We start from the raw sequence: 19287 nt of genomic DNA on the forward strand, positions 1-19287 counted from the left end.
CCAGCATCTCTTTCTTTGGGTACATCAGTCCGTGATAAGAGGTGCATCATAAATGAACACCCCGTGCTGTGCAATTTTTATACAGCACTCAGGACTGCTTAAATTTGAACAACGGTAACAGGTAGCGTTGCGCCTCTTCCGTGATAATGTCGAAATATTCTGGCTCCAGCGTTCGCCATAAACGTTGATACCAGACATCGTCGCCCTCGCCACGTACCATCATGTTCCCTTCGTAGGCCTGCAAAAACTTGCTGCGCGCTTTCTGGAGCGAAGCCTCATCCGTTAACATGGCATCATTCTGCGCGTCGTAACAGGCTTTTATCCATGCCCCCCCACTTTCAGGCAGCAAAAGCAGAGGCTTGTTCATGCCCTGACGATAACCTTCAATATAAAGCGACAGATACGTCAACGCCTGCTCAGGCTCCATCGGCGGGAAGCGCCACTCGCCGTCCTTACGTACAAACAACCGGCTTTCGCCTTCGTGACCACTCGCACTGTAGACAAGATGTTCGAGCCAGAGTTGCAGGCCATGTGAAACGCTGAGCATAGATGGGCGCCAGCGTAGCAGTCCGTCAGACTGCACGTGCGTGAGCCAGCCGCTGAGGTGCATACCGTTACAATCGAGATCAATTTCAATGCTGCTCGCCGGTTGCCGACACGCGATAACCCGGTCAGCAAGCGCTTGCATCTCCTCACACTGGGCATCCCAGACGATTTCGCCGAACGCACCATACGGCAGTAATCCCGACGCCCTGTAACGTCGGAACAGTTTACTGGCGTCTTCTTCGTCAACCAGCGCATTCAAAAGCTGGGAATTAAGCTTAAAACGCTCCAGTCCATCAAGAATAAACGGTTCCGCATCAGGGATTTCGCTCTCTTCCGAGCGGAAGTTCACCTGCAAGCGTTGCTGGAAAAAAGCCCGAACCGGATGGGCCCAAAAGCGCTGCAGCTGCTCAAACGTAAGGGTGTCTATGGCGCGCGGTTCGAGCGCCTGAATGAAATCGGTTTGCGGTGTGCCCGCGTTCTTCGCAGCGGGAAGCCACTCGCGGGCGTAGCTTTGCAGTTCATCAGGAACGTAATTGACAGGATCAAACGGCATACGGCTATGGTGACAGGTAATATGCGCTTTCACCCGACGTTCGCTTTCGTCGCAGTTACAGGCCTCATCGCCCGGCAGATAGTGACTCTGCCCGATGTAGTCCACCAGCTCCTGCACCAGCACGGACGGGAAACGCTCGCTGTTGTCCTGAATTGAACGGCCGATATAGCTGATATAAAGCCTGCTTTGCGCAGACATCAGCGCCTCAAGGAAGAGATAACGGTCATCATCGCGGCGGCTGCGGTCGCCCCGCTTCGGCTGTGCGCTCATGAGATCAAAGCCCAGGGGTGGCAGCGCACGTGGATAAATACCGTCGTTCATGCCAAGCAGACAGACTACTTTGAATGGGATTGAACGCATCGGCATCAGGGTGCAGATATTCACCGGCCCAGCAAGGAAGCGCTGGCTGATGCGCTCCTGATCGAGACGTTGCGTCAGCTCATCACGCAGAAGCGAAAGGGGAACCGCCTCGTGATAGTGCGAATTAACCCCCTCATCAACGATGGCCTGCCACTGCTTCTCGATAAGCGCCATGGCGGCTTCCGTTTCGCTGTCCGGCAGGAAGAAGTCATTTAGCATTTCGCGGCAAATCGGCAGCCACTCTTCGAGTGGACGGGGCTGCATCAATGCACGGCGCCAGCGGTTGAGCTGCATCAGCAGCGAGGCTAAGTGACCAACCAGTTCCGCAATTAACCCACTGGACTCATCGTACGGCAGCACGTCATTCCATTCGCCGTGGATGCTCTCCATCGCATACCCCAGCAGCATACGCGTCAGGCCAAACTGCCAGGTATGCTGGCCAGTCGCGGGCAGCTCAAACTCCTGGACGTTATCATCGTCGATTCCCCAGCGGACGCCGGATTCGTTGACCCACTGGCGCAGGTAGCGCAAGCCCTCTTCGTTAATGCTGAAGCGTGCGGCCAGAACAGGCACATCCAGTAATGCCAGCACATCCTCAGAGATAAACCGGCTATCAGGCAGCGAAAGCAGGCTGATAAAGGCCTGTAGCGCCGGGTGTGACTGACGAGCACGGCGGTCAGAGATCGCGTAGGGAAGATAGCGGTCGCCCGTTGCGCTGCCAAATACAGCCTGAATAAAAGGGCTGTAGCTGTCGATATCCGCCACCATCACCACGATATCGCGGGGTGTCAGGGTTGGGTCGTCCTGCAACATGGCCAACAGGCGGTCATGAAGAATTTCAACTTCACGCTGTGGGCTGTGGCAAACGTGGATCGCGATACTGCGATCGTCAGGATCCAGTTTTCGCTTCTTATCGCTTCGCGCAAACTCCTCGGCAGTGATCCCGGCCACGGCACGGTTTTCTAAATCCAGAATATCAAGCTGAATATTGTGCAGCAGGCTGTCCGGCGTAATATCCGCAAACGCGTCCACGTCCCCCTCTCCCGAGGAGGTGATATCTGAAAGCAGATAAATATAGTCGCGCCCCAGCTTGCCCCACGAGGCAAGTAGCGGGTTCGGCAGGTTCTGAATCCCCTCTTCATCGAAAAGCTGCGCCGCGTTTTCAGTGTCTTTAAACAGCGGCACGGCGCGTTCCTCAAAGAGGCGTTTACGCTGGCGGGTGACCAGCCGTGAAAGCCAGCGCGGATCCTGAATATCTCCCCAATAGTGCCGACATGGGTTGGTAAAGAGGATATGGATATCAATGTGCTTACCGAGCGCTTTTAGCGCGTTCAGGTAGACAGGCGGCAGCGCGGAGATACCGCAAATGAACACGCGTGACGGCAAACGGGCTGGCCGTTCTGCGGTGTTCTCAAGTGTTGAGATAAAGCGATCGTACAAGTTAGCACGGTGCCATTTAGGCTGACCGAGCTGCCCGGTATGCTCGACCAGCGCTTTCCAGAGCGGCGCCTGCCAGATTTGCGCTTCCGGTAACCCATCGACTAATTCTCCCGCTTCCCAGCGAATCAGCCATTCTGCGCGGTAAACCAGATACTGGTCATAGAGGTCAGCAGTGCGTGAGGCCAGCTGAAAAAGTTTGCGCTTGTCGGTGTCGTCATTCAGATAGTGGCGCAGCATGGCGAACTCATCATGCGCCAGCATGTCCGGCAGCAGCGTCATCAGTTTCCAGGCCATGCTTTGTTTGTTGAAGGCACTCTGCTCAGGAATATCCGGCAGGACGCGTACAAACATCTCCCAGATAAAGCTCGCGGGCAGCGGAAAATCGATATTCGCCGCAATGCCAAACTTCTGCGAAAGGGACATTTGTAGCCACTGCGCCATACCGGTGCTCTGCACCAGCACCATTTCTGGCTCAAATGGATCGTCAAGACGCTCTTGCTCAACGATATACTCCATCAGTGCTTCCAGCACATCCAGACGATTTGAGTGGTAAACCCTTAGCATAAACGCTCCCGACTAGCGGCTAACCGGGCAATGCAGACGCGTCAACGCGCCCTGCCGCCCCAGAGGAGAAATAAGTGTGACCGTGATGCTGACACATCCGGACTGTGTTGTCTGCCCCCGACTGACCTGCCAGCCCGGCGGGAGCGTTAATGTTGAGATCTGCGACTGATTCCACGCATGATGCCATAGCTGGCGATACTGGCTAAGCGCCGCATACCGGGCAGCCAGCGCGCGATGATATCCGGATAACGCCGTCACAACCACAACCAGCAACATCATTGCCAGCAAAACCTCAACCATGCTAAATCCTTTTTGTCTGCTCAGGGTAACTGACATAGCGCACTTTCCTTAAGGGGGCAGTAGTCGCTCCAGCCGTGGGCAGAAAAGCGTATCTGTCCTTCCGCGATATCCCCGCCTCGCCATAGCAACAGATCGTCATTTCCGACAATAAGCAAAACACGCTCCCCAAACAGCCTTACACAGACCCTCAGACCTTGTGTCAGTTTGCACTGAACCTCTGGCTGTAAAGCCCAGTCCTGAACGCGTCCCCACTCCAGTGCAGATTGCAAGGCAGCCTGCTGGCGAACAGACAAACTCTCGCCATTCACCAACGTACTAAAGGTTTGCAACTGCTGGTTTAATCCGGTGAGGATCAGCGTGCCGAGCACCAGCAATAGCAGGACCAGCGCCAGCGATGACATGCCCCGCTGACGATTCACAGATTAAACCCCGTTACGGTGTGGCGAGCCGAAAAGGGTGCAGTCAGTTCACCTTTGCGGCGGGCACGCAGCTCGATACTGATGACCGGCGCAAAACCAGCACGATCGGTTTTAGTGACCATAAACTGCTCTATCAGGACCCGATCCGGGTCGGTGAGCTTATCCCATCCCTTACCTTCACAGGATGTCGCGCCCCGCAGCGTTTCGAGCGTTCCGGACTCAAGCCGGAATCCCGTGCTGTCATTTTCTGACGCGGTGCTATCCCACTGGCCGTTGCTGTTTGCATCCCATTGCACAATCGCACATCGTCCTTGCCTGCCGATGATCACCCCCTGCCCCTGGCAATGCCCTGCACAGTATCCTGCTCGCTGGAGCTGTTTACCCATCGCAAGCAGGCGTTGCCACACCTCATCTTCCAGCTCCCGTTGCCCGGATTGCAGTAAAACACCCCGCTGTAGCTCCGGTAAAAAACGTGACGTGCTGAGTAACAGAATACTGCTTATCGTCATCGCAATCAGGACCTCCAGAAGGGAGAACCCTTTTTGTTTTACTGGCATGCACCTTCTCCTGCGGCATCACACAGCCTGATACGTCCGCCATTTGAGACAACAACCCACCACGCACCGGCGCGGCTCTGCACGCGAATATGTCCGGCCCATGCGGTATCCCTTAAGCCGTAAAATCCCAGCGCAGGCGTTACGTCGCTCAGCGTGACCTCCGGCCATAACGGTTTCATCACGAACGGGTCGCCGCTGTCACAACCTGCAGCCGCTGAACTCACCAGACAGTCCCTTTCACCGTCTTTATGCAGCGCGATCTTGTGCTCGCTGTTGTGACGATTTGCGTCGTTTCGTAAGAACGCCAGGTAATCCCGCACCTGACAGGCTGTCTGCCAGAGCCGCTGCCGCTGTTGCCAGCTGTCCCAGCCATAAACACCCGTCGCGCTGAAGATCACAACCAGCGAGATGGCGAAAAGGGTTTCGATAAGCGTAAAGCCATGTTCGTTTTTCATGGCGGGAGTGTGGCGGAATGGCAGAAAAGGCGCGAGCGTTAAACCAGAACATTACGAGCCGCTTTCCGGAGATTTTCACCCGTTGCAACGCGTTACATCGTCTCTGGAAACAGGCTCGAAGAACAAAACGAGCGCGAAAAAAAACCGGCGCTAAAGAGCACCGGTTGTGTCAGGATTCGCCGTATCAGATGGCGACAGGGGCTTTGATGCCAGGATGCGGGTCGTAGCCTTCAATCTCGAAGTCATCAAAACGGTAATCGAAGATCGAGTCCGGTTTGCGTTTGATCACAAGCTTCGGCAATGCACGCGGTTCGCGCGTCAGCTGGAGATGCGTCTGTTCCATATGATTGCTGTAGAGGTGGGTATCACCGCCCGTCCAGACAAAATCGCCCACTTCAAGATCGCACTGCTGCGCCATCATGTGCACTAACAGCGCGTAGCTGGCGATGTTAAACGGCAGGCCGAGGAACACGTCGCAGGAGCGTTGATACAGCTGGCAGGAGAGTTTGCCGTCCGCCACGTAGAACTGGAAAAACGCGTGGCAAGGCGCCAGCGCCATTTTATCCAGTTCACCCACGTTCCAGGCAGAAACAATGATACGGCGCGAGTCCGGGTCATTTTTCAGCTGGTTCATGACGGTCGTGATCTGGTCGATATGGCGGCCGTCCGGGGTAGGCCACGCGCGCCATTGCTTGCCGTAAACCGGCCCCAGGTCGCCGTTCTCATCTGCCCACTCGTCCCAGATGGAGACATTGTTTTCATGCAGATAAGCAACGTTGGTATCGCCTTGCAGGAACCAGAGCAGTTCATGAATGATCGAGCGCAGATGGCAGCGCTTCGTCGTCACCAGAGGGAAGCCTTCTTGCAGATTGAAGCGCATCTGGTGGCCAAAAATGGAGAGCGTACCGGTGCCGGTGCGGTCGTTTTTCGGCGTGCCCTCGTCGAGCACTTTTTTCATCAATTCAAGATACTGTTTCATGATTCCTCAGGAAAGTTGTTGCTGTGGACGACGACGATACGCCCAAATCATCATAATGGCACCCGCGACAATCATCGGAATGGAGAGGATCTGCCCCATGCTGATGTACTGTACCCACTCGCCGGTAAACTGTGCATCCGGCTGGCGGAAGAACTCGACGATGATACGAAACGCGCCGTAACCAATCAGGAACAGACCAGAGACTGCCCCCATTGGGCGAGGTTTGCGGATATACAGATTCAGGATGATAAACAGCACCACACCTTCCAGCGCCAGCTCATAAAGCTGAGACATATGACGCGGCAGAACGCCGTAGGTATCGAAAATGGACTGCCACTCAGGATGCGAAGGCAGCAGCGCGATATCCTCTGCGCGGGAGCCCGGGAACAGCATGGTAAACGGCACGCTCGGATCGACACGCCCCCAGAGTTCACCGTTGATGAAGTTGCCCAGACGCCCTGCACCCAGCCCAAACGGGATTAATGGCGCAATAAAATCAGCCACCTGGAAGAAGTTACGTTTGGTGCGTTTGGCGAAGATCACCATCACGAGGATCACACCAATCAGTCCGCCGTGGAAGGACATGCCGCCGTCCCAGACGCGGAACAGATAGAGCGGGTCGTTCAGGAATACCGGGAAGTTGTAGAACAGGACATAGCCGATGCGCCCGCCCAGGAATACGCCAAGAAAGCCAGCATAAAGCAGGTTTTCCACTTCGTTCTTCGTCCAGCCGCTGCCCGGACGACTGGCGCGACGACCAGCAAGCCACATGGCAAAGACGAAGCCCACCAGGTACATCAGTCCGTACCAGTGAAGCGCTACAGGTCCTATTGAGAAAATAACCGGATCGAATTCCGGAAAATGCAGATAACCACTGTTCATCTGTCACCACAAGATGTTGTTATTCCGCTGAAAGTGGACAGCGGCTGAATTGCATTCCCGCCGTTGGCAGGTGCTCCAAAGTTGCGAATCATAGCATAAGGCAGGCGCGGAGGATGCGCCTGAGATGTAAAAGATGTGTATAGGGTTTTATGTGCGCTGTTCCCCCTCACCCCATTCCTCTTCCTCAAGGGAGAGGGGGACGTCCGAGCAGTCATTATTTTGTGGGGATCAGCGGCCGCCGCGGATCAAACCGCCCATGCCGCATCGCTCCATAAACGCCGCCACCTGATGGCGCACTTCGGCTGCCAGCTGTGCCTCCAGGCTTCGCGCGGCCAGCTCATGCGCCTCATCTTGTTCGATGTGACGTAACAGGTATTTCACACGCGCAACGGAACGTCCGTTCATTGACAGGTGACGGAAACCGAGGCCAATCAGGATCGCCACGCACATCGGATCGCCGGCCATTTCACCGCACAGGCGCAGGTCGATATTATGCTGCTCGGCTTCGCGGGCGATCATCGCCAGGGCACGAAGCATCGCCGGATGCAGGCTGTCGTAGATACTGGCCACGCGGGTATTGTTGCGATCGACCGCCAGAATGTATTGCGTTAAGTCGTTGGTGCCAACGGAGATAAAATCAACGCGGGTTGCCAGCTGCGGTAACATAAAGACCATCGAAGGCACTTCCAGCATCACGCCAATACGGGGTTTAGGGATCGCGTAGCCGATCATCTCTTCCACTTCGCGCCCTGCACGTTCAATCAACCGCCGCGCTTCGTCGATCTCGTCAATACTGGTGACCATCGGCAGCAAAATGCTGAGATTCCCCGTGGCCGCGTTGGCACGCAGCATCGCACGAACCTGGATAAGGAAAATTTCCGGCTGATCGAGGGTAATGCGGATCCCACGCCAGCCGAGGCAGGGATTCTCTTCACTGATGGGCATATAGGGCAGTTGCTTATCCGCGCCGACGTCGAGGGTGCGCAACGTGACGGGTTTGTCGTTAAACATCTGCAACATGCCCTGATACTGCGCAACCTGCTCCTCTTCTGACGGGAAGCCGCTTTGCAGCATGAACGGTATTTCGGTGCGGTAGAGACCAATGCCATCGATGCGGCTGCCGAGCTTCTCTTCATGCTCGGGGCTTAATCCCGCGTTGAGCATCACCTTTACCCGCTCACCGCTCTTGAGCTGTGCGGGCAGGTTGACGTCATCTTCCGCCAGCTTGCTTAATTCATTCTCTTCGCTGATAAGACGCTGGTACTCCTGAAGAAGAACCGGCTCAGGATCCACCAGCAACTCACCGCGATATCCGTCCACCACCAGCGTGCGGCGATGCAGTACGGAGGGTTGAATATCCGCCCCCATCACGGTCGGAATACCGAGCGCACGCACCATAATGGCGGCATGGGAGTTAGCTGCGCCATCGCGCACCACCACGCCCGCCAGCCTGTCCTGCGGTAATTCCGCCAACGTCGTCGCCGAGAGTTCATCGGCCACCAGCACAAACCGGTTCGGCCAGGCATTCGCCCCCTGAATAGTATCATCGAGGTGGAACAGCAGACGTTGCCCAAGCGCGCGTAAATCGCCGGCGCGCTCTTTCAGATAGCCGTCAGTCAGTACCGCAAACTGCTCGGCAAATTTTTCAATGACCTTTTTAACCGCCCACTCTGCCACCGACCCCTTATCGACCTCGGCAAATAACTCACGACGCAAACGCGCATCGGAAAGCAGGTGTGAGTAGAGATCGAAAATGGCCGCCGTCTCTTTTTGCGCGCCAGCGGCAAAGCGTTTGCTGTAGCGACGAAACTCATTCGCCGCCTCTTCCAGCGCAGCGGTGAGCCGTTCGCGCTCAAGCGCCTCATCCAGCGTTGAGGCTTCGTAGACCTGCTCCATCAGCGGGAGCGTGGCATCCATCCAGCCTTCGGCAATAGCGACCCCCGGCGAGGCCGGAAGCGCGCGAATACGCGTATGACGATACTGACCAAAAAGGGCTGTCAGTTGGGACTGAGAGAGGATCGCCGCCATCTGCGTTGCCAGCGTGACGAGGAAGGACTCCTCGCTTTCATCGTACTGGCGCAGCTCGCGCTGCTGAACAACAAGCACGCCAAGCAGCTGGCGGCGCTGAATAATCGGTACGCCAAGAAACGCGCGGAAACGCTCTTCTTTGACGGAAGGGATATATTTGAAGCTGGGGTGTTTTTGCGCATCGGCAAGGTTGATTGGCTCCGCCAGTCGCCCGACCAGGCCAACAATACCTTCATCAAACGCGAGCGTGACGGTACGTCCCCGTGGTTTTTTTAAACCGCGGGTTGCCATAAGGTAGTAGCAACGTCGGTCATGGTCGGCCAGGTAGACCGAACAGACCTCGGTTTCCATCGCAAGACAGATGTCCGTCACCAGAATATTCAGCGCCTCGTTGAGGCGAGGCGCACTGGCGACCTTTTCAACTATTTCTCGCAAGCGGGTGAGCATGATTTGCGTAGCTTAACCTCTTTTACGTCGCCAGGCAGGTGCGCTCTGTGGCTTCGGAGTCGTCTCCTGAAGCTGCATCACGACACTTGCGAACTCTTTCATCACCCTACGGTATACATCGCGCTTGAATGACACGACCTGACGAACCGGATACCAGTAGCTTACCCAGCGCCAGCCATCAAACTCTGGCGTGCTGCTGGTTTGCATATTGATATCTGAATCGTTGCCCACCAACTGCAAAAGAAACCACTTCTGTTTCTGGCCGATACAAACCGGCTTTGTGTCCCAACGCACCAAACGTTTCGGTAACTTGTAACGCAACCAGTTGCGGGTCGAAGCCAGGATGCGAACATCTTTTCGGCTTAAACCAACCTCTTCAAACAGCTCCCGGTACATCGCTTGTTCTGGGGACTCTCCAGGATTGATCCCGCCTTGCGGGAACTGCCAGGAGTGCTGACCATATCGCCGGGCCCACATCACCTGGCCCTGACGATTACAAATTACTATTCCTACGTTTGGGCGGTAGCCATCGTCATCAATCACCGGACTACCCCAAACTAAATCTGATATATGAATGATTGTTTCACACTACAGGGAGGCGGTAAACCACTCTCTTACAGGCCTGCAACCTAATAACATTTGAATAACTCACAATTTTGTGAGGAGTTATAAACAGATGAGGGCGACTGAGACCATTTTTATTCACCTTTTCTGTGGATATAGTTGTGAAGAAGTATGGAATTACCGATGAACAACCTTGTAGCCCGGCGAATCGGCAATTTTCATCACTTAAAATAAATCATTTAAATTCATGTAGTTAAACGTAAATTTAGGGTATCAAAGGCGATTAACGTGACGATCGTCACATCAAAGATCTTCCTGGTGATGAAAGATCGAACAGCGTCGGTTTTATCCACAGATTGTGCCAATAAGTTAGGCACAATTTGTGTGAAAATTCGATTTTCATCGCACGTCAAGGCTGTAAATTGAAACAGTAGTGGCGGTTATTCCCAGTTATCCCATTTTTCTGTGGATAACATGGTGTAAGATCCTGTTTATTGTCAGTGACCAGAATTGCACAACCTGTTTTTTAGCCATGGCGCGACGGGATACATTCCTAAAAAACATAATATAAATCATCCACATGGAATATGTACTCAGAAAAAAGTAAACTCTATCCACAAGGGATAAAATATCAGTTCATTTTTTAACCAAAAGGTTGTCAGCATGCATTCTCTCGCCCCACTGCTCTCTCCTCCCGTCAGTGAAGCCCAGTTGCTCCAGCAGGCACAACGTCTGGCAGGCTATGCACTGGGCGAGCTGGCCGTGATGGCGGGGTTGACGATACCCAACGATCTGAAGCGCGATAAAGGCTGGATCGGCGTGTTGCTTGAACGTTGGCTGGGCGCAAGCGCGGGCAGTAAACCCGAGCAAGATTTTGCGGCGCTGGGGGTGGAACTGAAGACGATCCCCATTGATAGCCTGGGGCGGCCGCTGGAAACTACCTTTGTCTGCGTTGCGCCGCTAACGGGTAATAGCGGAGTGACATGGGAAACCAGCCACGTCAGGCATAAGCTGAAGCGGGTGTTGTGGGTACCCGTTGAGGGTGACAGGCAGATCCCGCTGGCAGAGCGTCGCGTTGGCGCCCCGCTGCTCTGGAGCCCGGATGAAGAAGAAGAGAGACAGCTTTCCCAGGACTGGGAAGAGCTGATGGACATGATTGTGCTGGGACAGGTTGAGCAGATCACCGCCCGGCATGGCGAAGTGCTGCAACTCCGTCCCAAAGCCGCCAACAGCAAAGCGCTCACTGAAGCGGTAGGTGCACAGGGCGAACCGATCCTGACGCTGCCGCGCGGCTTCTATCTTAAAAAGAATTTCACCGGTGCACTGCTGGCACGACACTTCCTGTTGAAAACATAGTTTTTTACCAATTTTGCGCTCCGGCTAACATAATCTCCTCCTTTTTAAGATTTCCCCCCTTTCACCTGTCGTAATATCAGGTTATTACTACACTATGATTTGATACGAGCCAGGTGAGGATGAGAACGATGAAAAAATGGGCAGTAATTATCTCAGCAGTCGGTTTAGCGTTTGCGGTATCGGGTTGTAGCAGCGACTATGTCATGTCAACGAAAGATGGTCGTATGATCCTGACCGATGGCAAACCCGAAGTCGACGACGATACCGGTCTGGTGAGTTACCGCGATCGCGAAGGCAATCAAATGCAAATTAATCGCGACGAAGTCTCCCAGATCATCGAGCGTTAAACAGATAAAGGTCAGTAGCTTGCTGGCCTTTTTGAATTTTTCCTTCCCCTTTTGCCTTCCCTCTGCCATGTTTATATTCCTTTGTCGGGAGGTTCCTGACGCGGTCTGTATGTCTAAAAAAGGAAACCGGCTATGCATTATCACCGTATCCCCCATAGCGCTCTGGAGATCAGCCAACTGGGGTTAGGCACCATGACATTTGGTGAACAAAACAGCGAAGCCGATGCCCATGCACAACTCGATTACGCCGTCAGCCAGGGCATTAACCTGATTGACGTGGCGGAGATGTACCCAGTTCCTCCCCGCCCGGAAACTCAAGGTCTTACCGAAACGTATGTCGGCAACTGGCTGGCGAAACGCGGCAATCGGGAAAAGCTGGTCATCGCTTCTAAGGTTAGCGGCCCTTCCCGTAATAACGATGCCGGGATCCGCCCTAACCAGATCCTCGATCGCAAGAATATCCGTGCTGCGCTGGATGCCAGCCTCAAGCGCCTGCAAACCGATTATCTCGATCTTTATCAGGTGCACTGGCCGCAGCGTCCGACGAACTGCTTCGGTAAGCTTGGCTACACCTGGAACGAGAGTGCTCCGGCCGTCACCCTGCTGGAAACACTGGAGGCGCTTACGGAATGCCAGCGCGCGGGTAAGATCCGCTACATCGGCGTTTCCAACGAGACGGCGTTTGGCGTAATGCGCTATCTGCATCTGGCCGATAAACACGACCTGCCGCGGATCGTGACCATCCAGAACCCGTACAGCCTGCTGAACCGCAGTTATGAAGTGGGTCTCGCGGAAGTGACGCAGTACGAAGAGGTGGAGCTGCTCGCCTACTCTTGCCTGGGCTTCGGAACCCTGACGGGCAAATACCTGAACGGCGCGAAACCGGCTGGCGCGCGTAACACGCTTTTCAGCCGCTTCACCCGCTATAGCGGCGAGCAGACGCAAAAAGCCGTGGCGGCCTATGTGGATATCGCGAAGCGTCACGGACTCGATCCGGCGCAGATGGCGCTGGCCTTCGTGCGTCGTCAGCCGTTTGTGGCAAGTACCCTGCTCGGCGCAACGACAATGGATCAGTTAAAAACCAATATTGAGAGTTTCCACCTGAACCTGAGTGAAGAGGTCTTAGCGGAGATTGAAGCGGTGCATCAGGTTTATACTTACCCGGCACCTTAAGTTGACGATTTGCCCGGTGGCGGCGTTGCCTTACCGGGCCTACAAAATCCGCCAACATCACGAAACGTAGGCCGGGTCAGGCGGAGCCGCCACCCGGCAAAGATATCACCGCCGACGCTGCCAGACCCACAGCCCGGTAATCGCCAGCGCAAACAGTGCGCCAAACCCCACCCCGATTGCCACAACCGGCGCACCTGCTTTTACCGCCAGCGAGTAAATCCCCAGCATCAGCAGCATCGCCATGTTTTCGCCAAGGTTTTGCACCGCAATGGCGTTGCCAGCCCCGACGGTCTGCTTGCCGCGCTCCTGCAAAAGCGCGTTGAGCGGCACCACAAAGAAACCGCCTAATACGCCGATCAGTAACAACAGGGCATAGGCTGGCAATATGGCATGTTGCAGGGAGAAGAACAGAACGCCGACGCCGATCAGGATCCCTGCAGGCATGCAGCGCGCAACGGTTTCGAGCGTCACCAGTTTTGCCGCAGCTCCGGCCCCGACCACAATCCCGACGGCAACCATGGCATTCAGGTAGGTCGGCGTGGCGTTGTCTGTTATACCCAGCGCCACCGGCACCCACAGCACCAGCAGGAAACGCAGCGTAACGCCAGCCCCCCAGAACATGCTGGTGCCCATCAGCGAGAAGCGTGTTTCACCGTTACGCCACAGTACGCGGCAGGCGTTGAAGAAGCTGCCGGTCATTGGCCCGAAGCGCCAGGATTGTCCCGGACGCGCCACGGCCAGTTTGGGGATAAACAGGTTGGCGATCACCGCGCCACCGTACATCAGGGCACAGATGCCAAGCGCGGCGAGCACGTGCCAGTCTGCCAGCACGCCGCCCGCCACCGACCCCAGGAGAATAGCCGCAATGGTGGAGGACTCCATCAGGCCGTTGGCCTTCACCAGCTTATCGCCGGTGGTGAGCTCACCCAGAATGCCGTACTTCGCCGGGGAGTAAGCTGCCGCGCCAATGCCTACCAGCGTGTAGCCAACAAACGGGTTGATACCAAAGCAGATGCTTGCCGCGCCCAGAAGCTTAAGACTGTTTGCAAACATCATGACCCGACCTTTCGGGAAGCTGTCTGCCACCTGGCCAACAAACGGCGCAAATACAATGTAAGCACCCACAAACACCATCTGTAGGATCGGCTGGCTCCAGTCGGGATAAAACTCAGCTTTCAGCAACGCCAGCGTAGCAAACAGTAACGCGTTATCGCCGAACGCGGAAAGAAACTGGGCGGCGATAACCGCCATCATGCCTTTCGACCAGATTGAAGTGTTAGTGTGTACTGACTCACGCATTATGCTGTTCCGCCTCTTCAACCATGCCCTTCAGGGTCACAAAATCGGGTTTACCGCTGCCCAGCACCGGTAACTGTTTGAGGTAACGAATATCGCGGGGGACCGCCAGCTCGGGGATACCATGTTCGCGCGCATACCTGAGAAGCGCATCACGCTTCAGTTCACCGTCAGTAGTAAAGAGCACCAGCGCCTCACCTTTACTGGCATCACTTTTCACCACGGTCGCATGCATTTTCTCCGCCGAGACTGCGGTCGCCAGCGTCTCGACCATTTCAAGAGAGACCATTTCCCCGGCGATCTTGGCGAAGCGTTTTGCACGTCCCTGGATCTGCACGAAGCCCTGATTGTCGAAGCGCACGATATCGCCCGTGTCGTACCAGCCCGTTTCAACCTCGCCATTGACGTTCTCGGCCGTCGGCGCCTCAAGCACGCCCGGGTTTTCCACACGCAGATAGCCGTTCATGACGTTCGGCCCTTTCAGCTGAAGACGTCCGCCGTCTTCAATACCCGGTACCGCCAGCAGACGCGCGTCCAGCCCCGGCAGAATGCGGCCAACCGTTCCCGGTTTTGCCGCCATCGGAACGTTGATGGAGACCACCGGCGCGCACTCCGTCACGCCATAGCCTTCCAGAATCCGCAGGCCAAACTTGTCCTGCCAGATCTGGCGCGTACTGTCCTGGAGTTTTTCCGCCCCCGCCACCACGTAGCGCACGCGGAAGAAATCATACGGGTTGGCGAAGCGCGCGTAGTTTCCGAGGAAGGTGGACGTCCCGAACAGCACCGTGCAGTTACGGTCATAAACCAGCTCCGGCACAATGCGGTAGTGCAGCGGGCTTGGGTAGAGGAACACCTCGGCACCGGTCAGCAGCGGCGTAAAGAGACCCACGGTCAAACCAAATGAGTGGAACAGCGGCAGCGCCGACATAAAGCGATCGTTGGCGGTAAAGTCAGCGATGGTTTTAATCTGTTCGACGTTTGCCAGAATGCTTTTGTGGCTATGAACCACACCTTTCGGGTTGCCTTCAGAGCCGGAGGTAAAGAGGATAATGGCATCATCCTCCGGCTGCTGCTTAACCTGCGCCAGACGCGGCATCAGCAGGTGCGCGAAAATCCACAGCTTGTCGGCGGTCGTGACGTCTGCTTTCAGATCTTCCAGGAACACCCAGCGCACCTGCGTCAGCTGTTCCGGCAGGTGCCACAGCTTGCCTTTATCCAGGAACTGGCGGGAGGTAAAGATGGTGTTGATTTGTGCTGCGGTAATCGCGCTAGAGAGCCCTTTCACGCCCGCCGTGTAGTTCATCATCGCCGGAATGCGGCCCCGGGAGACGGCACCAAAGATCACCGCCGCGCTGATACCCGCGTTTGGCAGCATCAGGCCGATCTTTTCGCCCTGTTTGCTGTACTTTTCCAGGATACGCCCGACAAACAGCGTTTTGGTCAACAGCTTACGGTAGGTATCCGGCGTAAAGTTGATGTCTTCGATGCAGTTTTTCTTCGCACCGTAGCGATACTGCGCCGACAGCAACGATTCATACAGCGTTTCGCGCGGGCGAACGGCCATGCGCGCTTCCATCATAATCTGGTGCAGCATTTCCCCGGCGATTTTACGGCGGTCGCGCGCGCGCGGCGCCTCGGGCATCGGCAGTGACGTCGGCGGTAATATATGCAGCGTAATTTTCGGGAACAGACGCTGCTTCACCAGCCCTTTCAGACGGCTGAAAAAGGTCAGCTCAGCCCCGTCGATGCGTAGCGGCACGACGGTGGCCTGAGACTTCGCCGCGACAAAACCGGCGCCGTCGTAAATTTTCATCAGGGAGCCCGTCATTGAAATCCGCCCTTCCGGGAAGATAACCACCGGACGCCCCTGCCCAATCAGACGCACCAGATGTTTAATCATCATCGGTTTGGTAGGGTCGAGCGGGACAAAATCAATCAGCGGCCTGAGCCAGCGCATGTACCATTTTTCACTGATGGAGCTGTACACCGCAAAGACGGGCCGCACGGGCAAAAAAAGCGCCAGCAATACGCCATCAAGAAAAGAGACGTGATTCGGTGTGATAAGAACACGCTCGCCATAGAGTGCCTGCGTATCGCCAGTCACGCGAATGCGAAACAGGACACGAAACAGTGTGCGGAAGAACCCAAAAAGCATTTCAACTCCCTTTGCCAGCCAGTGTGAAAGGTATAAATGGTGGCAGATTACACGAGAAGTAGTGAGGGAGCGATAGCAAAAACAGAGGCGAAAAAAAACCTGCGCATCCGCGCAGGTTGGTGCAAGTGAAGAGTACGAAAACGTACCAGGAATTCTCACCAATCAATACCTCTGGGATCTTGATTGTGGCCTCCGGCGACAGGCTTCGCCAGCAGGAAAACGCAAGGGAATGAGCCGAAGTGCAACCAGGTGTGAATAATCTCTTTTGCTGTTACAGGTTGAACTTACAGGCAAAAAAAAACCTGCGTAAAACGCAGGTTGGTGTAAATCGTGTTAATCAACCGAAGTTGATTCCACCTATCAATACCTCTGGGATCTCGACTCTAGCAATTCACAACGCATCGTTGCCAACGGACAATCGCAACAGCCTGAGGCAAAGTGTAACTAAAGGTTCAGATTGACATTATTCAGACATGACTGGCCGTGTAACGATTACACCGCGAGGGATGTTCTGCTTCACGTTTGCAGAGGACGCTCACCCGCTCCCCTTGAATGCACGCCGCTTTTCCGCAACACTAGTTAGTGTGTAAACGCTTACCCCTATAAGAAGGTATTGAATGGCGACAATTAAGGATGTGGCTCGTCTGGCCGGTGTTTCCGTCGCGACCGTCTCCCGCGTGATCAACAACTCCCCTAAAGCGAGTGATGCATCACGCCAGGCCGTGCAGGACGCCATGGAAAACCTGAATTATCACCCTAACGCCAACGCACGCGCCCTTGCCCAACAGTCGACAGAAACCATCGGGCTGGTGGTCGGGGATGTATCCGATCCGTTTTTCGGTGCGATGGTCAAAGCCGTAGAACAAGTTTCTTATCACACCGGTAATTTCCTGCTGATTGGTAATGGCTACCACAATGAACAGAAAGAACGCCAGGCCATTGAGCAGTTGATCCGTCATCGCTGTGCGGCGCTGGTGGTCCATGCCAAAATGATCCCCGACGCCGAGCTGATCCATCTGATGAAACAGATGCCGGGGATGGTGATTATCAACCGTATTATTCCCGGATTTGAAACCCGCTGCGTGGCGCTCGACGACCGTTACGGCGCATGGCTCGCAACCCGTCACCTGATCCAGCAGGGCCATACCCGAATTGGTTATCTGTGCTCCAACCACCCAATTTCCGATGCGGAAGATCGCCTTCAGGGCTATTACGACGCGCTGCGCGAAGCCGGTTTGCCGTGCAACGATCGTCTTGTGGCGTACGGAGAACCGGATGAGAGTGGCGGCGAGCAGGCGATGACCGAGCTGCTTGGCCGCGGGCGGAATTTCACCGCCGTGGCCAGCTATAACGACTCCATGGCCGCCGGCGCGATGGGCGTGCTGAATGATAACGGAATCGACGTCCCGGCAGAAATTTCGCTGATTGGCTTTGATGATGTGCTGGTGTCGCGCTACGTGCGCCCTCGCCTGACCACCGTGCGCTACCCGATTGTGACCATGGCAACGCAGGCGGCAGAACTGGCGTTAGCGCTGGCCGAGCATCGCCCGCCACCGGAAATTACCCACCTGTTCAGCCCAACCTTAGTGCGCCGTCACTCGGTGGTATCGCCCGCGGAAGCCGTGAGCGAACAGCGATAGAGATGGACGGTTTTATCCGGGTATTCCAGCGCATCACCGATGTAGTGCCAGCCGTAACGTTCGTAGAAGTCGCGGCAGGCAGACCAGAGATGAAGCTCGTGATACCCGGCGCGTCGCGCGTAGCCGATAACATGCTGCTGAAGTTTTCCCGCCAGCCCGTTTCCCCGCGCGGCTTCATCGACATACAGCGCAGCCAGCCAGGGATGAAGATCCTGCCGGGAAATTAAATCGCAACGCCACAACCCAACGGTGCCCAGCAGCTGGTCATCCTCAACGGCAATAAAGGTGAGCGGTAACTCGCCTGGCGTCAGGCTGTGCTCGACAATGCTCTGGAAAAAGGCACGCGGCATACCTTCACCAAACGCGTTCCAGATCCAGTCGATCACCTGCTGTGTAAACTGCGGCGCAGCGTGAAGCGGCAGTATATTCACACCAGCTTCCCCTGGAAAAGAGGGACCGATTCGAAGAGATAGCCGTCAAAATCGGGCGCGTCTTCGTCTGACAGCTCGAGCAGGCTCTTTTTGACGTTTTCAAGATGCTGGAACATCGCCTGCCACGCCCCCATCACGTCGCGGCGGCGGAGCGCAGCGAGAATGGTTTGCCTGTCTCCGAGCCACTTCAGGCGCCAGGCGCGGCTGGCGATATGGCCATTGAACTGCTGCCACAGCGGACTGCTGTCCATGTGATGCCAGACACTCTCAACCGTCGCCAGCAGCATCTGGTTTTGTGTGGCCCCAGCCAGCACCAGGTGGAACATTTTGTTGTTGTCCTGGCTGCGATCGTCGACGGCAATCGCCCGTTGCTCTTGCTCGATAATGCGGCGCAGGTTGTCGATGTCCGCCCGTGTCGCCATTTTTGCGGCAAAGGCAGCGATGTTGCTTTCAAGCAGTTGACGCGCCTGGAGAATTTCAAACGGCCCAACGTCACTGTTCAGAAAACGCTCTTCCTCGTTTTCATGCTCTTCCGGAATGCGCATCACGTACACGCCAGACCCCTGGCGAATATCCACCGTCCCCTGAAGCTCAAGCATCAGCAGCGCCTCGCGCACGATAGTGCGGCTGACGCCATACGTCTCGGCGATGTTGCGCTCCGGCGGCAGACGCGATCCCACGGGATAATGCCCCTGGATAATCTGCGCCCGTAAATCCTCGCCAATCTCCTGGTACTGTTTTTTTTCCGGCAGGATGACAGCCTTATCCACGTTTTCACCTGTGTTTTTCAGTTAA

At 55.6% G+C, this 19287-nt stretch carries 17 protein-coding genes and 1 pseudogene; 5 read left to right on the forward strand and 13 right to left on the reverse strand.

Annotation, left to right across the window (positions count from 1 at the left end; genetic code table 11):
- Positions 1-88 precede the first annotated feature (88 nt).
- The 9 genes from recC to rppH form a co-directional block, all read right to left on the reverse strand.
- Positions 89-3463, reverse strand: a complete 3375-nt coding sequence (recC, locus tag ACOTX2_RS13660) for an exodeoxyribonuclease V subunit gamma (protein WP_063147432.1) — start codon at positions 3461-3463, stop codon at positions 89-91.
- A 12-nt stretch (positions 3464-3475) separates the two neighbouring features.
- On the reverse strand, positions 3476-3799 hold the full coding sequence (locus ACOTX2_RS13665; protein ID WP_023298509.1) for a prepilin-type N-terminal cleavage/methylation domain-containing protein: 324 nt from the start codon (positions 3797-3799) through the stop codon (positions 3476-3478).
- On the reverse strand, positions 3784-4182 hold the full coding sequence (locus ACOTX2_RS13670) for a DUF2509 family protein (RefSeq protein WP_063147431.1): 399 nt from the start codon (positions 4180-4182) through the stop codon (positions 3784-3786). The genes ACOTX2_RS13665 and ACOTX2_RS13670 overlap by 16 nt, the downstream gene beginning before the upstream one ends.
- The gene (locus ACOTX2_RS13675) at positions 4179-4739 is read right to left on the reverse strand and encodes a prepilin peptidase-dependent protein (protein WP_063147430.1); all 561 of its coding nucleotides are present in this window, start codon (positions 4737-4739) and stop codon (positions 4179-4181) included. The genes ACOTX2_RS13670 and ACOTX2_RS13675 overlap by 4 nt, the downstream gene beginning before the upstream one ends.
- Entirely contained in the window at positions 4730-5194 is a 465-nt protein-coding gene (locus tag ACOTX2_RS13680) for a prepilin peptidase-dependent protein (protein ID WP_063147429.1), read from the reverse strand. The genes ACOTX2_RS13675 and ACOTX2_RS13680 overlap by 10 nt, the downstream gene beginning before the upstream one ends.
- Before the next feature lie 184 nt (positions 5195-5378).
- Positions 5379-6173, reverse strand: coding sequence for a thymidylate synthase (gene thyA / locus ACOTX2_RS13685; RefSeq protein WP_006811817.1), 795 nt, complete (start codon positions 6171-6173; stop codon positions 5379-5381).
- A 6-nt stretch (positions 6174-6179) separates the two neighbouring features.
- Positions 6180-7055: a prolipoprotein diacylglyceryl transferase gene (lgt, locus tag ACOTX2_RS13690; protein WP_022649236.1), complete on the reverse strand. Its 876-nt coding sequence runs from the start codon at positions 7053-7055 to the stop codon at positions 6180-6182.
- Between the two features lie 228 nt (positions 7056-7283).
- Positions 7284-9530: a phosphoenolpyruvate--protein phosphotransferase gene (gene ptsP / locus ACOTX2_RS13695; RefSeq protein WP_063147428.1), complete on the reverse strand. Its 2247-nt coding sequence runs from the start codon at positions 9528-9530 to the stop codon at positions 7284-7286.
- Between the two features lie 12 nt (positions 9531-9542).
- On the reverse strand, positions 9543-10073 hold the full coding sequence (rppH, locus tag ACOTX2_RS13700) for an RNA pyrophosphohydrolase (protein WP_032622373.1): 531 nt from the start codon (positions 10071-10073) through the stop codon (positions 9543-9545).
- A 454-nt stretch (positions 10074-10527) separates the two neighbouring features.
- Between rppH and ACOTX2_RS13705 the strand changes: the two are divergent.
- The 4 genes and pseudogenes from ACOTX2_RS13705 to ACOTX2_RS13720 form a co-directional block, all read left to right on the forward strand.
- Positions 10528-10602: pseudogene (locus ACOTX2_RS13705) on the forward strand (hypothetical protein); the annotation flags it as partial.
- Between the two features lie 155 nt (positions 10603-10757).
- Positions 10758-11450 (forward strand): DNA mismatch repair endonuclease MutH, encoded by a 693-nt coding sequence (gene mutH, locus ACOTX2_RS13710; RefSeq protein ID WP_022649239.1) that lies wholly within the window; start codon positions 10758-10760, stop codon positions 11448-11450.
- A gap of 128 nt (positions 11451-11578) precedes the next feature.
- Positions 11579-11797, forward strand: a complete 219-nt coding sequence (locus ACOTX2_RS13715; RefSeq protein ID WP_003862794.1) for a YgdI/YgdR family lipoprotein — start codon at positions 11579-11581, stop codon at positions 11795-11797.
- A gap of 132 nt (positions 11798-11929) precedes the next feature.
- On the forward strand, positions 11930-12970 hold the full coding sequence (locus ACOTX2_RS13720) for an NADP(H)-dependent aldo-keto reductase (RefSeq protein WP_015571754.1): 1041 nt from the start codon (positions 11930-11932) through the stop codon (positions 12968-12970).
- Between the two features lie 105 nt (positions 12971-13075).
- Here the strand turns inward: ACOTX2_RS13720 and lplT are convergent, their stop codons facing one another.
- Together lplT and aas are read right to left on the reverse strand one after the other, a co-directional pair.
- The gene (gene lplT / locus ACOTX2_RS13725) at positions 13076-14269 is read right to left on the reverse strand and encodes a lysophospholipid transporter LplT (protein WP_022649240.1); all 1194 of its coding nucleotides are present in this window, start codon (positions 14267-14269) and stop codon (positions 13076-13078) included.
- Positions 14262-16421, reverse strand: coding sequence for a bifunctional acyl-ACP--phospholipid O-acyltransferase/long-chain-fatty-acid--ACP ligase (aas, locus tag ACOTX2_RS13730; protein ID WP_063147427.1), 2160 nt, complete (start codon positions 16419-16421; stop codon positions 14262-14264). Before aas ends, lplT begins: the two co-directional genes overlap by 8 nt.
- 617 nt (positions 16422-17038) lie before the next feature.
- Between aas and galR the strand changes: the two genes are divergently transcribed.
- Positions 17039-18061, forward strand: coding sequence for an HTH-type transcriptional regulator GalR (gene galR / locus ACOTX2_RS13735; protein WP_003862806.1), 1023 nt, complete (start codon positions 17039-17041; stop codon positions 18059-18061).
- On the opposite strand, the gene ACOTX2_RS13740 is transcribed toward galR, so the two are convergent.
- Positions 18016-18492 carry a GNAT family N-acetyltransferase gene (locus ACOTX2_RS13740; RefSeq protein WP_023306858.1) on the reverse strand — a complete coding sequence of 159 codons (477 nt, stop codon included), beginning with the start codon at positions 18490-18492 and terminating at the stop codon, positions 18016-18018. The genes galR and ACOTX2_RS13740 overlap by 46 nt on opposite strands.
- A complete protein-coding gene (locus ACOTX2_RS13745) occupies positions 18489-19262 on the reverse strand; it encodes a GntR family transcriptional regulator (RefSeq protein WP_022649243.1) in 774 nt (257 codons plus the stop codon). Before ACOTX2_RS13745 ends, ACOTX2_RS13740 begins: the two co-directional genes overlap by 4 nt.
- Between the last annotated feature and the right edge of the window lie 25 nt (positions 19263-19287).

Origin of the sequence: Enterobacter cloacae complex sp. IR5412 (genome assembly GCF_049237385.1) — a bacterium.
In the GTDB taxonomy this organism is placed as follows: domain Bacteria; phylum Pseudomonadota; class Gammaproteobacteria; order Enterobacterales; family Enterobacteriaceae; genus Enterobacter; species Enterobacter intestinihominis.

Coding starts and splice junctions, on each gene's coding strand:
- galR (WP_003862806.1), top strand. CDS start 17,039: ATGGCGACAATTAAGGATGTGGCTCGTCTGGCCGGTGTTTCCGTCGCG.
- ACOTX2_RS13720 (WP_015571754.1), top strand. CDS start 11,930: ATGCATTATCACCGTATCCCCCATAGCGCTCTGGAGATCAGCCAACTG.
- lgt (WP_022649236.1), bottom strand. CDS start 7,055: ATGAACAGTGGTTATCTGCATTTTCCGGAATTCGATCCGGTTATTTTC.
- ACOTX2_RS13715 (WP_003862794.1), top strand. CDS start 11,579: ATGAAAAAATGGGCAGTAATTATCTCAGCAGTCGGTTTAGCGTTTGCG.
- ACOTX2_RS13680 (WP_063147429.1), bottom strand. CDS start 5,194: ATGAAAAACGAACATGGCTTTACGCTTATCGAAACCCTTTTCGCCATC.
- ACOTX2_RS13675 (WP_063147430.1), bottom strand. CDS start 4,739: ATGCCAGTAAAACAAAAAGGGTTCTCCCTTCTGGAGGTCCTGATTGCG.
- ACOTX2_RS13665 (WP_023298509.1), bottom strand. CDS start 3,799: ATGTCAGTTACCCTGAGCAGACAAAAAGGATTTAGCATGGTTGAGGTT.
- ptsP (WP_063147428.1), bottom strand. CDS start 9,530: ATGCTCACCCGCTTGCGAGAAATAGTTGAAAAGGTCGCCAGTGCGCCT.
- recC (WP_063147432.1), bottom strand. CDS start 3,463: ATGCTAAGGGTTTACCACTCAAATCGTCTGGATGTGCTGGAAGCACTG.
- aas (WP_063147427.1), bottom strand. CDS start 16,421: ATGCTTTTTGGGTTCTTCCGCACACTGTTTCGTGTCCTGTTTCGCATT.
- mutH (WP_022649239.1), top strand. CDS start 10,758: ATGCATTCTCTCGCCCCACTGCTCTCTCCTCCCGTCAGTGAAGCCCAG.
- lplT (WP_022649240.1), bottom strand. CDS start 14,269: ATGCGTGAGTCAGTACACACTAACACTTCAATCTGGTCGAAAGGCATG.
- thyA (WP_006811817.1), bottom strand. CDS start 6,173: ATGAAACAGTATCTTGAATTGATGAAAAAAGTGCTCGACGAGGGCACG.